At 64.1% G+C, this 14,160-nt stretch carries 16 protein-coding genes; 5 read left to right on the plus strand and 11 right to left on the minus strand.

Annotated features, from left to right (window positions below):
- Positions 1-115 precede the first annotated feature (115 nt).
- The 4 genes from C7G41_RS10230 to C7G41_RS10245 are packed head-to-tail and all read right to left on the minus strand — an operon-like array spanning position 116 to position 2,468.
- Entirely contained in the window at positions 116-616 is a 501-nt protein-coding gene (locus C7G41_RS10230) for a heme-binding protein (protein WP_106942911.1), read from the minus strand.
- A gap of 29 nt (positions 617-645) precedes the next feature.
- Positions 646-1,305, minus strand: coding sequence for a hypothetical protein (locus C7G41_RS10235; RefSeq protein ID WP_106942449.1), 660 nt, complete (start codon positions 1,303-1,305; stop codon positions 646-648).
- A gap of 3 nt (positions 1,306-1,308) precedes the next feature.
- Positions 1,309-2,217, minus strand: coding sequence for a DUF1259 domain-containing protein (locus tag C7G41_RS10240; protein WP_106942450.1), 909 nt, complete (start codon positions 2,215-2,217; stop codon positions 1,309-1,311).
- 17 nt (positions 2,218-2,234) lie between these two features.
- Positions 2,235-2,468, minus strand: coding sequence for a hypothetical protein (locus tag C7G41_RS10245; RefSeq protein ID WP_106942451.1), 234 nt, complete (start codon positions 2,466-2,468; stop codon positions 2,235-2,237).
- Between the two features lie 483 nt (positions 2,469-2,951).
- On the opposite strand from C7G41_RS10245, the gene C7G41_RS10250 reads away from it, so the two are divergent.
- Complete coding sequence (locus C7G41_RS10250; protein WP_106942452.1) at positions 2,952-3,983, plus strand: Cj0069 family protein; 1,032 nt, start codon at positions 2,952-2,954, stop codon at positions 3,981-3,983.
- A gap of 43 nt (positions 3,984-4,026) precedes the next feature.
- Here the strand turns inward: C7G41_RS10250 and C7G41_RS10255 are convergent, their stop codons facing one another.
- From C7G41_RS10255 to C7G41_RS10265, 3 genes are all read right to left on the minus strand, one after another.
- Positions 4,027-5,208 (minus strand): MFS transporter, encoded by a 1,182-nt coding sequence (locus tag C7G41_RS10255; RefSeq protein WP_106942453.1) that lies wholly within the window; start codon positions 5,206-5,208, stop codon positions 4,027-4,029.
- A 115-nt stretch (positions 5,209-5,323) separates the two neighbouring features.
- Positions 5,324-6,691: an NAD(P)-binding domain-containing protein gene (locus C7G41_RS10260; protein ID WP_106942454.1), complete on the minus strand. Its 1,368-nt coding sequence runs from the start codon at positions 6,689-6,691 to the stop codon at positions 5,324-5,326.
- A 48-nt stretch (positions 6,692-6,739) separates the two neighbouring features.
- Positions 6,740-7,057, minus strand: coding sequence for a helix-turn-helix transcriptional regulator (locus tag C7G41_RS10265; protein ID WP_106942455.1), 318 nt, complete (start codon positions 7,055-7,057; stop codon positions 6,740-6,742).
- Between the two features lie 125 nt (positions 7,058-7,182).
- Here C7G41_RS10265 and C7G41_RS10270 point away from each other — a divergent pair, with 125 nt between their 5' ends.
- From C7G41_RS10270 to arsC, 4 genes are read left to right on the plus strand one after another with little or no spacing between them, the layout of a single operon-like run.
- Positions 7,183-7,545: a helix-turn-helix transcriptional regulator gene (locus C7G41_RS10270; protein ID WP_106942456.1), complete on the plus strand. Its 363-nt coding sequence runs from the start codon at positions 7,183-7,185 to the stop codon at positions 7,543-7,545.
- Complete coding sequence (locus C7G41_RS10275; RefSeq protein ID WP_106942457.1) at positions 7,538-8,065, plus strand: arsenate reductase ArsC; 528 nt, start codon at positions 7,538-7,540, stop codon at positions 8,063-8,065. The genes C7G41_RS10270 and C7G41_RS10275 overlap by 8 nt, the downstream gene beginning before the upstream one ends.
- Before the next feature lie 3 nt (positions 8,066-8,068).
- The gene (arsB, locus tag C7G41_RS10280; RefSeq protein ID WP_106942458.1) at positions 8,069-9,124 is read left to right on the plus strand and encodes an ACR3 family arsenite efflux transporter; all 1,056 of its coding nucleotides are present in this window, start codon (positions 8,069-8,071) and stop codon (positions 9,122-9,124) included.
- Positions 9,121-9,522, plus strand: a complete 402-nt coding sequence (arsC, locus tag C7G41_RS10285) for an arsenate reductase (glutaredoxin) (protein ID WP_106942459.1) — start codon at positions 9,121-9,123, stop codon at positions 9,520-9,522. The genes arsB and arsC overlap by 4 nt, the downstream gene beginning before the upstream one ends.
- A gap of 34 nt (positions 9,523-9,556) precedes the next feature.
- Here the strand turns inward: arsC and C7G41_RS10290 are convergent, their stop codons facing one another.
- From C7G41_RS10290 to C7G41_RS10305, 4 genes are all read right to left on the minus strand, one after another.
- Positions 9,557-10,936: a carbohydrate porin gene (locus C7G41_RS10290; RefSeq protein ID WP_106942912.1), complete on the minus strand. Its 1,380-nt coding sequence runs from the start codon at positions 10,934-10,936 to the stop codon at positions 9,557-9,559.
- 178 nt (positions 10,937-11,114) lie between these two features.
- Positions 11,115-12,116 (minus strand): tripartite tricarboxylate transporter substrate binding protein, encoded by a 1,002-nt coding sequence (locus tag C7G41_RS10295; RefSeq protein ID WP_106942460.1) that lies wholly within the window; start codon positions 12,114-12,116, stop codon positions 11,115-11,117.
- A 72-nt stretch (positions 12,117-12,188) separates the two neighbouring features.
- A complete protein-coding gene (locus C7G41_RS10300; protein ID WP_106942461.1) occupies positions 12,189-13,094 on the minus strand; it encodes a VOC family protein in 906 nt (301 codons plus the stop codon).
- 16 nt (positions 13,095-13,110) lie between these two features.
- Positions 13,111-14,103 carry a zinc-dependent alcohol dehydrogenase family protein gene (locus tag C7G41_RS10305; protein WP_106942462.1) on the minus strand — a complete coding sequence of 331 codons (993 nt, stop codon included), beginning with the start codon at positions 14,101-14,103 and terminating at the stop codon, positions 13,111-13,113.
- Positions 14,104-14,160 lie beyond the last annotated feature (57 nt).

The raw sequence follows: 14,160 nt of genomic DNA on the forward strand, positions 1-14,160 counted from the left end.
ATGAGCGGTCACACCTGAGCGTGCAAAGGCGGCGCGTCTGCTCATCCCTGTGGATCAGACGGCCGCCAAGCTCGCGAAAAGGCCGAAGGACATTCCAGTCGCGTGCTGACTTCGCTCAGAAGTCCAGCTTGTCGCGTACGGAGTCGATTCCGGCTTTCGCACACGCTTCGTCCGCGTCACCGCCCGGCGCGCCGGACACGCCGACCGCTCCGACCAGGGAGCCGCCGGCTTCGACGATCAGTCCTCCGGCGATGACGACCGCTCCGGGAAGGTTGCGAATGCCCGCCTGCATCATGCCCGGCTGGCTGATCTCATTCAGCTCGGTCGTGCTGGTCTTGAAGGAGGCAGCTGTCCACGCCTTGCCGGTTGCCGTTGAGGGCGTATGGGGGCCTGCGAAGCGGTCGCGCAACATCACTTGCGTGACGCCGAAGCGATCGACGACGGCAACTGCAACCTGGTATCCACGGGTGCGGCAGCTGGCCAACGCGGCGCGCGCAAGATCGAGCGCCAGTTCGGGACCGAGTGACTTGTAGGCGACCAGAGCTTCCTCCGCTCGTACCGGGCAGATGGACGCAATCAGCAGGGCTGTCACAACCGACAGGCTTCGAACGTTCATGGCAATCTCCGGCATAGGTGGCCAAACGCCTATTTGATCTCACCATATGTCAGATCATCGAACAGGGTGATGCTATCTGCCTTGGTCCACAGGCCGATCATGCCGGCGTCCGGAATGGTGGCGTCTTCCACCTCGAACAATTGCTTGCCGTCATAGCTCACCTTAAACCGATTTCCTATGAAGTCGCAGCGCAGTACGTGCCATTGCCCGGACGACACCGGCGCGCTGACGCCATAGCCACCTTTGCGACCCACGATCTCCAGCGATGTTCGAACGCCCTTGATCGTCTTGTACAGCACGACATTGTCCTCCAGCGCGTTAGCTCGGACCACGTAATAATTATCGGCATCCTTCGCGCGCCAAATGACTCCCGCGGCGCGATCCCCGGAGCCGGCGACGGCCTTGAATTTCACCTCGACGAAGCCGTCACGGACGGAGGTATCTCGCTTGATGGCGAGGGGAAACGTCGCCCGCCCGGATTGCTTGAGAACGTTCGGCTGGCTTGGGGCCGTGGACTCGGCCTCGACGGTCCATTTCGGCTCTCCCCGGCCGGTCATCGTCAAAGTCCACCCGTCGGGCGACGTTCCGGCAGCAGCGCTGTCGAAATTCAGGGTCTCGGCCATGGCATTTCCTCCCACCAACAAAGCCAGCATCGATGCCAGCGCAAGCTTGCCCATGAGCTTGTCCATGCATCAGCTCTTCGTGCTCGCCGTCTTGTCGAGCGCGGCGCGGAGGCCCTCGGCGAGCTTGACGGCATCGTCGTTGGCCCAGAAGTGCATGAAGAAGAGCCGCGGCTGTTCGTCCAGCATGTGGCTGTGCAGCGCGGTCACTTCGATGCCGTGCGTCCGCAGCGCCAGGATGACGGGATTCACCTCGTCGCTGGTCAGCACGAAGTCGCCTGTGATGGCGGCCCTCCCCGCGCCGGTGGGCTGGAAGTTGATGCCGATCGCAACACCCATCGCGGCGACGGGGGTCAGCAACATGCCGTCTTCCGTGATGGGGTCGCGACGCTTCACGTTGAACTGGTAGACGCCGCCATTCGCCTGCCCCTTGACGCCGATGATCTGATCGAGCTTCGCGATATCAAGATCGATGGCGGGCGGCGGGTTCGCCGGCGCCGTGACCGTCAGCGGGGTCTTGCTTTCGGCCAGGGCGTCATGGATCGCCGAGGCCAGCTTGACGGGATCGCCGTGTCCGGCGACGTGCATGTAGAACGTGGCCGGGCTCGCACGTAGCAGATGATTGTGCACGGCGGTGATATCGAGACCGCTCGCGATCATCTTCGCCATCACGGGATTGATCTCGGTCTCGAGCAGCACGAGGTCGCCCATGACCATGGCACCGCCATGTGCCGGCTTGAACGCGATCCAGCCGCCCAGCGCCAGTGCCGGCTTGATCGCAACCCCGTCCAACGTCACGGAGAGATCGCTGCGGGGAAAGCCATAGCGGCGGACGTCGTCCGAGACGGCGGGCTTGCGGCCCAGGGTCTCGTCCACCTTCTGCCAGTCAGCATTTTGGGCATATGCCGGGATGAAGGAGCCAAAGCGAAATGCCAGAAAGCAGACGCCAATGCCGGCCATGGCCCAGATCATTTTTTTCATCGCGCCACTCCTCACCTTCAGTTTCGCTCTTTGACCTGACCGCTGCTGTCGACGACCAGCGTCACTGCCTTGCCGTTCTTCACCGCCTTGGCGGTGATGCCTTCGGCCGTCGACTTGATGTCGCTGACTTGCGCGTAGCCGGCCGCCTGGATCCTGGCGACGAGTTCCTCCTGCGTCAGAGCGTGCGCGCTCGACAGCCCGCCCGCGATCGCGAGCAACAGGACCGTGCGGAAGATTGTTCGTGTTCGCATGATCGTTTCTCCTGGTCTTGTCCTGCCCCAGGTGAACTCTCTTTCGCGATCTTCCCCCTACGCGATGCCCACAAGGCGCAAGAGGCTCCGGCCATCGATGCGCACAGCGATGCGACCGGCGCGGACTCCGTGCCGAGAAATCGAACCAGTGTGACGGATGAAATCGGGGATGTATGATGACATGCTGCGCCCTTGGTGATCAGGACGCGATGCTTGGGCATGTCGCCTCACGGGGAGATCGCACTTCCCCGAACGCGAAATAAAAACCCGAAGGCGGGAGCTGTCAACCGGCGTATGCTTCGGGCGGCCCACCGAAGTCGCCGGCGAACGTCACAAAGAGTTCACCGCTCCGCGGAAACCGCGCCAGCCACGTCTTGAAACTCGCGGACGGGCTCGCTACTGTCCTTTGCATGGGGACAAAGCAGACTCCCCGTGAGGCCTCGGTCCAAGCTCTGCGCAGCACGCCATTCGTGGAGCTTGCGCATGGACACCGAACGACACCCTTCTCACCAACACACCGTCGCCATCCTCTCGCGAGGGGACGATGTCGCGCGCCGGGACGCGACGGCGCAAAACAGCCGCTTCGTCCGCATCTTCGAAGCACTCGCCGCCGTCGGCATTGAAGCCCAGCCGGCGATCTACGACGAAAGCTTTGCCGAAGAGGTCCGCGAGCAGGTGCTCGCGGCCGGCGGCGTGCTCGTCTGGGTCGATCCGATCCACCAGGGCAAGACGCGCGTTGAGCTCGATCCCCTGCTTCGCGACGTCGCCGCACGGGGCGTGTGGGTCAGCGCTCATCCGGACGTCATTCTCAAGATGGGCACCAAGGAGGTACTCTATCGTACCCGCGCGATGGGGTGGGGATGCGACACGGCTTTATATCAAACCGCCGAGGCCATGCGCGCCGAGTTGCCGACACGGCTCGCCACCGGTCCGCGCGTGATCAAGCGCAACCGCGGCAACGGCGGCCAAGGCGTGTGGAAGGTCGAGAGGCTGCCGAATTCCCCAATGATAAAGGTGCTGGACGCGACCAAGGATGGCTCCGAGGAACTGACGCTGGAGAGTTTTCTCGGTCGCTGCGCCGAATACTTCGAGAATGGCAGCGTGGTCGATCAGCCATTCCAGCCTCGCTTGGGCGAAGGCGTGGTGCGCTGCTATATGGCCGGCGATCGCTGTGCCGGCTTCGGCTATCACAAAGTCAAAGCCCTGGTTGACTCGCCGGACGCCCGTTCCGAGGCCGGACCGCGGCTCTATACCTCGAACGCAGACTCGCGCTTCCAGCGGCTGCGTCGGTTGATGGAAGACGAGTGGACCGCAGGAATGATGAAGACATTGGACATCGACGAAGGCTCGCTCCCGGTCATCTGGGACGCGGACTTCCTGCACGGTCCGAAAGATACGGCCGGTGCCGACACCTACGTCCTGTGCGAGATCAACGCAAGCTCATGCTTCGCGATCCCCGAGGAGGCCCCGGCCGCGATCGCGCGGACGGTGAAGCAGCGGCTTACGCAGACGTAGAGGGCTGGCTCGGACAAATGAAAACGCCGGCGGACGCGCAGCGTCATCGCGCGCTGCCGCTTGGAGACGGTTGCGCCCGCGCCCACACCAGTGCCAGCGGCCCCAGCGCAATCCCGGCCGCCAGCACGATGAACGCCAGCAGCCAGCCGGTCGCGCTCTGCGGGCCGCCGGCTGCGTCGAGTGCGGCGCCGGTGCCCCAGGCGCCGACGGCCGACAGGCCGAAACCGACCGTCGAATGCAGGGCGAGGGTCGCGCCGCGATGTTCGGACACAGCGGCGGCCGACATGCCGGCGGTCAAGGCGCCGGAATCGGCCGGCACGGTCAGGCCGTAGACGAGCAGCAGCAGCGCGAGCACCCATGCCGGCGCCGTCGCGTTGAGTCCGATGACCAGCGCCACGCAGGCCGACGCGATCATCACGACCGTGATCGCGCGATGGCGCCCGAATTTCAGCGCAGCCTCGTTGCCGAGGATGCTGGCCGGCATCGAGATCACTGCAAAGCAGAAGCTCAGCACGACGGGGCTCAACCACGACGGCGCGCCTTGATGCGCGACGACGAAGGTCCAGAACCCGACCAGCCAGGTGCGGATGCCGTAGAGCTCGAAGCAATGGGCGCCGTAGCCGAAGATGTATCCGAGCGCCTCACGGTTGGCGAAGACGGGCGCGAAGTTCAAGAGACGTCCCGCCTTCGGCGCGGGCCGCTGCGCCTGTATCAGAAGGCACGCGACGACCATCGCGATCGGACCGAAGCCGGTGACAAGGAAAGCGGTCCGCCATCCCCAGCGGTCGGCGATCACTTGCGCGATCAGGAACGAAAGACCGACGCCGACCGAGAAGCTCGATGTGTAGAGCGTGACAGCGCGTGAGGTGTCGCCGGCGGGAAGCCGGTCCGTCAGCGCCTTCAGGCCCGGCATGTAGGCGCCGGCAAATCCAAGCCCTGCCAGGGACCAGATCGCGGTCGCGGACCAAAACCCTTCCGCGAAGAGTCCGAACGCGGCGGTCGCAAGCCCGCTGACGATCGAGCCCCAGAGCAAAACGAGCCGTGCGTCGATCCGGTCGGTCAACGTCGTCAGCACGGGCACCGCGACCATGTAGCCGAACGCGTAACCGCTCGCCATCAAGCCGCCTTCGGCCGCCGACAAGCCCCACGCCGGCATCAGATGCTGCGCCAGATTCGCGGACAACGTCACATGCGGCAGCAGATTGCCGACCTGGCCGATGCACATCGCCGCGATCAGAGACCGGCCGCTCAAGTTACGAATGCTGTCCTCCCGCCCCCGGACCGAAACGGCGCACCAGCCACAATGGGCAACTCTCCGGCTTCACCTGCAAGAACCAACTTCACGAACAACCGCACCCCGAAGCGCCAGCCTTCTTCGCCGCTTCGTCGGCGGCGCAACAGGCCGTTGGTTCCTGCTTCGCCGGCCCACCGCAACATCCTGATGCGGCTTCAGTGGACTCGACGCCGCCGCGCGTGCAGACGCCGGTCTCCGGCAGCACGAGCTCCACCCTTGCGGCGGCTTTCTTGTCGCCGGCGAGATCGGCCGCGATCGAGCGGACCTGCTCATACCCTGTCATCATGAGAAAGGTCGGCGCGCGGCCATACGACTTCATGCCCGCCATGTAGAAGCCCGGCTCATCGTGCGAGAGCTCGCGCGCGCCGTGCGGGCGCACCGTGCCGCAGCTGTGCTCGTTGGGATCTATCAGCGGCGCCAGGGCGACCGGTGCTTCGATGGCGGGATCGAGCCGCAGGCGCAATTCGGACAGGAACGAAAAGTCGGGACGAAAGCCCGTCGAGACGATCAGCTCGTCCACGATCACGCTTCGCGCGCCGCAACCCGAGCCGGCCACGATCTCGAGGCGGCCTTCGGAGTCCGACAGGTGCGTGACGGTGAATCCGGTCTCGACCTTGATCTTCCCCGCGGTCACGAGCGCAGCGAAGGTGGAGCCCAGCTCTCCGCGCGCGGCAAGCTTGTCATTCCGGCCGCCGCCAAAAGCCTTGGCGGGATCGGCGCCGCGCAACAGCCAGATCGCTTGCGTCCCCGGCACCTCGTCCGCGAGATGCACGAGATCGATCAGCGTGCCCACCGCGGAATGGCCAGCGCCGAGCACCGCAACGGTCTTCCCGGCATATCTGACGCGGCCGGCACCACGGACATCGGGCATGCCATAGGCGATGTGGCCGGCGCATTCGCGCTCGCCGATCGCGGGCAGACCATTGCCTCCGGCGGGATTGGGCGAGAACCATGTGCCTGATGTATCGATCACGGCATCCGCGCGCAGCACTTCGGGACCTTTGCCGTTCTGGTAGCGGATTTCGAACGGCGCCTGGTCACGCCCCTTCGTCTTCGCCTTGTCAAAGCCGACGCGGCTGATGGCCGAGACGCGACTGGATGTCCGGATCACCTCGCGCAGTGGCGTTCGCGTCGCAAGCGGCGTCACATATCGATCGAGCAGTTCGCCGCCGGTCGGATAAGAGCTCGGGTCCGGCGAATTCCATCCCGTCGGCGCGAGCAGGCGCGCCGCGGCCTTGTCGACATTGTATTCCCACGGCGAGAAGAGCTGGACCAGCTGCCACTGGCGAATCGCGTGCCCCGCCTCTGGTCCGGCCTCCAGCACGACGGGCGACATGCCGCGTTCGAGCACATGCGCGGCCGCGGCCAGGCCGACCGGCCCCGCCCCGATGATGGCTACCGTCTTCCCGTTCATCCTACTTCTCCCATCTTTCTAGAATCATGGAATAAATTGTCAAAAAAATCAGGCCGCCGTTTGTGTGTCCTTGCATCCGACCTCGTCCGCACAGCACTCCGCCGCCAGGAAATCGACCAGGCCCCGCATCGCGTCGAAATTCGCGTGGCAGATCAGCGTCGTCGATTCCCGAACCTGGCTGACGAGATCGACAGAGACCAGGGTCTTGATGTGATGCGACAGCGTCGACGCCGGTATCTTCAGCTTGTCCTGCAAGCGGCCGACGGGCATGCCCTTGTGCCCTGCCCGCACCAGGGCACGATAGATCTGGAGTCGCGTCCGGTTACCCAGGGCTTCGAGGCGTGCTGCTGCGTCATCGATCTTCATGGCCGCGACGATGCGCCCGCAGATGCCAAACTGTCAAACCATATTTCTGGAATATTCGAAATATAGCGCTCAACGGCGGCAATTCCGGATTGACGAGCCCTCAATATTTCCATACATCTGGATATATGGAAACCGAAGAAGCCGTCCTGGCCCTCGCCGCGCTGTCCCAACCGACTCGTCTGGAGGCCTTCCGGACGCTCGTCAGGCACGAGCCTGATGGGCTCGCTGCGGGCGATCTCGCCCGACTGCTGGAGGTCCCCCAGAACACGCTCTCGGCGCATTTGTCGATCCTGACACGCGCGCGCCTTGTCACCTCCGAGCGACACAGCCGCTCGATCGTCTATCGCGCCAACCTTGCGGAATTCCGCGACGTTGCGGTCTTCCTGCTTCGGGATTGCTGCGGCGGACGGCCGGAAGTTTGCGAGCCGGTCGTCGATAGCCTTCAAGCCTGCTGCTCGCCAAAACGAAAGGAGCGAAGCCGTGCCTGACCAGATGTTCAATGTGCTGTTCCTGTGCACAGGCAATTCGGCGCGCTCGATCCTTGCCGAGTCGATCCTCCGCAAGGACGGTGCCGGCCGCTTTCGGGCGTTCTCCGCAGGCAGCACGCCGAAAGCCGCGGTGCATCCGCTGGCGCTGCGCACGCTGGAGAGCATGGGCTATCCCAACGACGGGATGCGCTCAAAAAGCTGGCTGGAGTTCGCCGCCCCTGACGCGGCCGTGATGGATTTCGTCTTCACGGTTTGCGACAACGCCGCGGGCGAGGCCTGTCCCATCTGGCCGGGTCAGCCGATGACGGCACACTGGGGCATCGAGGACCCCGCCGCTGCCGAAGGCACGGAGTTGCAGAGGCAGGCGGCCTTCGTCACGGCCTTCCGCTACCTGAAGAACCGGATCGCCACCTTTGTGAACCTCCCGCTGAGGGGCATCGACAAGCTGTCGCTCGGCACCAAGCTGCGCGAGATCGGCCGCTCCGATGGCGCGTCCCTTTCCAATGACGATGTGGCGTAGCCCATGGGACTCTTCGAACGATACCTCACTCTCTGGGTTGCGCTTTGCATCGTGGCCGGCGTAGCGCTGGGACATGTCATGCCCGGCTTCTTTGCTGCGGTCGCGACCGCTGAGGTTGCCAAGGTCAACCTGCCGGTTGCGGCGCTCATCTGGCTCATGATCGTGCCGATGTTGCTGAAGATCGATTTCGGCTCGTTGGGCCAGGTCCGTGAGCATTGGCGCGGCGTGGGCGTTACCCTTTTCATCAACTGGGCCGTAAAGCCATTCTCGATGGCGCTGCTGAGCTCGTTTTTCATCGGCCAAGTGTTCGCACCCATGCTGCCGGCGGGCCAGATCCCGTCCTATATCGCGGGCCTGATCCTGCTGGCCGCCGCGCCCTGCACCGCGATGGTGTTCGTCTGGTCCAACCTGTGCGAGGGGGAGCCGCACTATACCCTGAGCCAGGTCGCGCTCAACGACGTGATCATGGTTTTCCTGTTCGCACCGCTCGTGGGACTGCTGCTCGGTGTGGCCTCCATCAGCGTCCCCTGGGGCACGTTGCTCCTGTCAGTCTTGCTGTACATCGTGGTCCCGGTGATCGTCGCGCAAGTGTGGCGAAGGGTGCTGCTGCAAAAGGGCGGCGATGCTTTGGCCCGCAGCCTGCGGACGCTGCAACCCCTTTCTCTCGTTGCGCTTCTGGCGACGTTGGTTCTCCTGTTCGGCTTTCAGGGAGAGCAGATCGTCAGGCAGCCGGGCGTGATCGCGATCCTCGCGGTGCCGATCCTCGTCCAGGTTTATTTCAATGCGGGCCTGGCGTATTGGCTCAGCCGGCGGTTTGGCGTGGCCTGGTGTGTCGCCGCTCCTGCAGCGCTGATCGGCGCGAGCAACTTCTTTGAGTTGGCCGTCGCTGCCGCGATCAGCTTGTTCGGTCTGGACTCAGGCGCAGCGCTTGCAACTGTGGTCGGCGTTCTTGTCGAGGTGCCGGTGATGCTATCCGTCGTCCGCATCGTGAAGGCGACCAGAGGCTGGTACGAAGCAGGCGCCGGCAAGGCGGCCACTGCGGTTGAGGCCCGATCATGAGCGTCACGATCTATCACAACCCCGCCTGCGGCACCTCGCGCAACACGCTGGCGATGATCCGGCAGAGCGGCGCCGAGCCCGTCGTCATCGAATATCTGAAGACGCCGCCATCCCGCGAAAAGCTGGTCGAGCTGGTCAAGGCCCTCGGCATCTCCGCTCGCGCGCTGCTGCGCGAGAAAGGCACGCCCTACAAGGAGCTCGGCCTCGACGACCCCAAATGGTCCGACGACGAGCTGATCGACCAGATGCTCGCACACCCCATCCTGATCAACCGTCCGATCGTGGTGACGCCCAAGGGCACACGCCTGTGTCGGCCTTCGGAAGCCGTCATCGATCTCCTGGACCATCCTGTTGCCCGGTTCGTGAAGGAGAATGGCGAGGTGGTCGAGGCGCGATGATTGCCGGCATGGCCTCGCTCGCGCTCGCCTCGACTTAAAATTTCAGGGTCGTGCGCAATCCGAAGACCGAGGCATTTCGCAATGCCCTTCCCGGCAGCGGACTTGCCGGAGCCGTCGCGCCGCCACCGGGATGGACGATGTATTGAAAGTTCGGCTGAACGGTCCAGCCATCCTTGATCTGGTACTGATAGACGGCCGTGAGCAGCCCCTCGAAGCTTCGCACCGGCCAGCGCGGGTCGACGAACCCGGCATAATCGGCGTCGAGCGTCTGGGCCCGTTTTGAGACATGCGCATATCCGGCGGCAATGCCGAACTTGTCGTCAGGGCGCGCATTGCTGAGCCCGATCAGCTCGACGCCACCATCTGCATAGACATCGACCAGATTGCGGTCAGCCGGCGCGCCGGACACGCGCGCGAAAATGCCGATGCCGCGATCGTCGCTGTTCGGCACCCGATAAATCTGCTGCTCGAAGACCGCCCAAGCTCCGATATCGCCCGACAAGAGCCGCGGTTCCCCGCTGCTCGTTGGCGCGGCCAGCGAGACGCCGTTGGATGCGAAGCGCTGATCCCCGAACGATCCGAAATGACGCCAGCCGCCGACCTTGATCTGGCCGGTCAAGTTCGGGTCACCCTTCCTGTTGTTCCAGGCATATTGAACCTGGCCGAGCAGAAGCGGCGGATCGTTGACCCGGAAATTGACGCCATACCGGTTACGCTCCTGCGGATCGCCGGGACCAGGCCCGGCCTGGTCGCCGTCGAAAATCGCGCCAAGGACGGACAACTGGTCTGTCACGTTCCACAGGAGGCGCGCGCCCACGGCCGCCAAGGGCGGCGACGGCCCGCCGCTTGGCAGGGCAAGCGACGTGATCGCCGGCCAACCCATCGAGGCGTTGGTGAAAACATCCGTGTACTTGGTATTGAAGAACTCGCTGTCGGCCGCCAGCTGCCCGAGCTTGAGCGATAGTTTCTTGTCGCCCCACTGCTTCTCGAAATAGGCCTCGTAGAGTCGCGTCGAGGGCAATGCTTCGATCCCGCTGACGACGAAGAAATTCTGCAGATTCGAGCGCGAGAGGCCGTCGCCGTGGATCTGAAACATGTTGGCGTGAAAGGTCAGCTTGTCGATGCCGACGAGCTTTTCGAAATCCAGATCGACGGCGAGATTGAGCCTGCCTTCATAGACCGCACTTTTCTTCAGTCCGCCGGTCGGATTTCCGAGCACCTCGCCGATATAGGTGGCCGCAAACTTCACCCCGTACTTTTGCCAGGGGTTCGGCAGCAGCCCGAGCGTTTTCTCCTCGACCGTGCTCTCGCCGGTGTCGGGATCGGCAGGCTTGTCGTCGTCGGTTTTCTTGTCTTCCTGGGCCGCGGACTGGGCAGCCGCGACCAGGCAAGCCGCAACGATCAACGCCCGCATCGAATGCCTGATTGCTTTGGCGGCCACGCTCTCCTCCCGAGCGATCAATGACGCACGCCGCAGCCCGACATTCAAGCCGGTCGTCGAACAATGTATGCCGGCGCGGCAATCCTGTTCTTGCGCTGTGAAATACCGCAGGCTGAGGGCGGCACTCTGTTCACTTCTATACTTTCGATCGTCAGATCTTCGGGATCTTCGCCCGCTCCACCACGCCCGTCCATTTGCTGATCTCGGTCTCAATCAGTTGCTTCATTTCCTCCGGCGAGCTGCCGCGAACCTCGCCGCCGACAGCGGTCTCCAGACGCTGCTTGAGGTCGGGATCCCTGAGTGCGTCGAGCGTCGCCGCGTTGAGGGCGGCCATGATGGCGGGCGGCGTTCCCTTCGGGGCCAGCAGGCCGGCCCAGGTGCGCACGTCATATCCCTTGATACCGGCTTCCTGGACCGTCGGGACGTCAGGCAACAATGCGGTGCGCGTCGGCGAGGTCACCGCCAGACCGCGGATCGCGCCGCCCTGGATTTGCGCGGCGAGCAGGACCGGCGTGCCGACGATCACCGGAACCTCTCCGCCGAGCAGCGCGGTGACCGATTGAGAATCGCCACGATAAGGCACGTGCACAATCTCGACGCCGGCGGCCGCGTTCAACAGCTCTCCTGCAAGATGGTGCGTGCTGCCGAAACCGACCGATCCAAAGCTGAGCGCGCCGGGCTTCTGCTTTGCCATGGCGACGAGCTCGCCCAGCGATTTTGCCGGATAGTCGCTACGCACGGCGATGACGAGCGCGTAATAGACCAGCGTCGAGATCATCTCGAAACTCTCGGCCGGCTGGTAGGCGAGGCTCTTGTAAGTCGCCGCGGAAATGGCGTGAGCGCCGGTGACGAGCCCGATCGTGTAGCCGTCCGGCGCTGCTTTCGCGATCGCATCCGCGGCGATGTTGCCGCCGGCACCGGGCTTGGCCTCGACGATGATCGGCTGCCCGAGCTTTTTCGAGAGTCCGTCGGCGATGATGCGCGACAGCGTGTCGGCCGCGCCGCCAGCGGCAAATCCATGCAGCAGTCGGATCGGGCGCGACGGATAATTGTCGGCAAACGCCGGGCCGGTCGCAAGACAACTTCCAAGAAAACTGCCAAGAAAGCCGCAAAGCAGAAAAATGGCCGCAGCAAGCCGCTTCATCCCTCGCATGGATGCTCTCCCTTCGATTGTTATGTCGTTGGCCGCAACAGCGCGGCATTCTTCAGGTCGATCGCGAATCCGCTAACGGGCGAACTCGGTGCATTCAGGCGATGGCGGCAGACCCCAGACATCGCGCGGCAGCCCGACCCAGACCTTTGGCCGCTGCGGACGATCGCGGTGCCAGGGGCGCGGGTCGAAATAGCCGAGCTCTTCATCGATCATGCGATCAAGATCGTAGAACAGCTCGACCAAGTGCCCATCGGGGTTGCGGTGATAGACGGCGGTGTTGTGTCCGGGGCCGTGACGGACCGGGCCCCAGAGGATATCGAACTTGTGGCGCGCCAAATGATCGCACGCCTGCTGCATGTGGGCGGCGCCGCGCAATTCGAATGCGAGATGATGCAGGCCGCGGGCGGGACCACGCGCGAAATTCAGCGTGTGATGCTCGTAGCCACTGCGCATGAAAACGAAGCGGTCCTCGACCCAATCGGAGACCCGCAAACCCATGACGCTTGCGCAAAACTTCGACGTCGCAAGCGGATCGGGCGTGCGAAGGGCGACATGGCCGAGCTTGGTGACGGCAAGCGCACCGATCCGCTCCTGCGCGGGCGTCGGCGTCCAGCCCTGGATCAACTCGAAGCGCGTGCCTTCGGGGTCGCTGAACGACAGCGATTTGGAAACGCCTGGCAAGGGATCGCTTTGCAGTTCGGGCCGCAGATCGGCCTGCTTCAGCGCGGCGCCGAGTGCCTCGATCTGGACATCAGGAGATATCTCGAAGGCGATGCTCGTCAGCGCCGCGTCTCCGGGTTCGATCACCAGCGAAAGCTGCTCGGAATCGCTCGCAAGGAAGATGCGGTTACCGTCGCGGCCGACGAGGCCGAGACCGATCACGGCCCGGTAATAATCGAGCAACCGCTCGGGATCGGGCGAGGCGAAGGTCGCGTGCCGCAGCCGGGTGAAGCGTGCAATGGGTGCTTGTGTCGTCATCGTGCAATCCACCCCCTCATGGCGTCATGATGATCTTGCCGAGCGCCGAGCCCTGCTCGAGCAGCGTGTGGGCCTGCCTGACCTCGTCGAGCTTCAGGACCGCTGAGATCGCCGGCTTGATCGCATTGCGGCTCAGCGCATCGATCACGTTGCGCATCAGTGCGCGACGCCCGTCGCGATCGTGGTCGTAGATGTGGAAGGAGAAGCAGCGGATCGCCGGGCAGATATCGAGATGGTCGCGCATCGCCGCCATCAGGTTTTCTTCCGGCAATCCGGCGAAGGCGTTGTAGGACAGCAGCGTCCCCCATTTGCCGAGCCCGCCGAGATAGCCGGTGAACTCGGGCCCACATACGTGATCGAGCACGAGGCCGACGCCCTCGCCGTGGGTCAGCTCGCGGGTTCGCGCAACCACGTCTTCGCGGCGGTAGTAGATGACATGATCGGCGCCGTTGCCCCGCGCGAATGCGGCCTTCTCCTCGGTGGAGACCGTGCCGATGACATTCAACTGCGCCAGCTTGGCGAGTTGCACCAGCGCGGTGCCGACACCACCGGCAGCTCCGATCACCAGCACGCTCGCCGGTGCGCGCGGATGGCGGCACTCGTTCAGCAGGGCGTAGGCGACCTGATAGTTCGACAGGCACACGGCCGCTTGTAGATCGACATTGTCGGGCAGCGCATGAACGGCGTCCGCCGGCGCGACCACATAGTCGGCGTAGCAGCCGCCGCGCTGCGACAGATCGCGCGCGCTCAGCAGCACCTTCTGGCCGATCGCGAACCCCTCGACGCCGGACCCGAGCGCGGCAATGCTGCCGGCGACGTCGTTGCCGGGATTGGCCGGCAGCGGCGGCATCCATTTGTAGACGCCACGCCGGATCAGCACATCGGGCTGCCCCACCCCGAACGCTTCGGCCCGGATTTGCACCTGGCCGGGTCCGGGCACAGGCACCGGAAGCTCGACCAATTCGAGTGCATCCGGCCCACCCGGCTGACGCACCAGCACCGCTCTCATGATGTCACCGCTCCCCGAGCCATATTTTCGAAAATCATACCGTTTACGAAAATTATT

It is taken from the genome of Bradyrhizobium sp. MOS002, assembly GCF_003020115.1.
Classification (GTDB): domain Bacteria; phylum Pseudomonadota; class Alphaproteobacteria; order Rhizobiales; family Xanthobacteraceae; genus Bradyrhizobium.